The organism is Vibrio sp. 10N.261.45.E2 (assembly GCF_002875705.1).
GTDB lineage: Bacteria > Pseudomonadota > Gammaproteobacteria > Enterobacterales > Vibrionaceae > Vibrio.
In genome coordinates, this window is record NZ_MCZZ01000002.1 from 1 (window position 1) to 202 (window position 202).

At 52.0% G+C, this 202-nt stretch carries 1 protein-coding gene; it reads left to right on the forward strand.

Features of this window, described 5'->3' with window-relative positions:
* Positions 1-202, forward strand: a 202-nt coding sequence (locus tag BCT34_RS00010; RefSeq protein ID WP_198594874.1) for an FG-GAP repeat protein, incomplete at both ends; no start/stop codon positions are given.

Consider the following 202-nt stretch of genomic DNA (forward strand, 5'->3'; position numbering starts at 1 on the left):
TCTGGTGCGGTTTATCTCTTCCGTTACAGAGCCTCTACATGGACTCAGGAAGCCTACATAAAGGCCTCTAACACTGGTGCAGGTGATAACTTTGGTACTTCAGTTGCTTTATCATCAGATGGCAATACGCTGGCTGCCGGGGCGCCTCGTGAGGGTTCAAACGGTACAGGGGTCAACTCGGGTGCTCAGGCGAACAATTCTG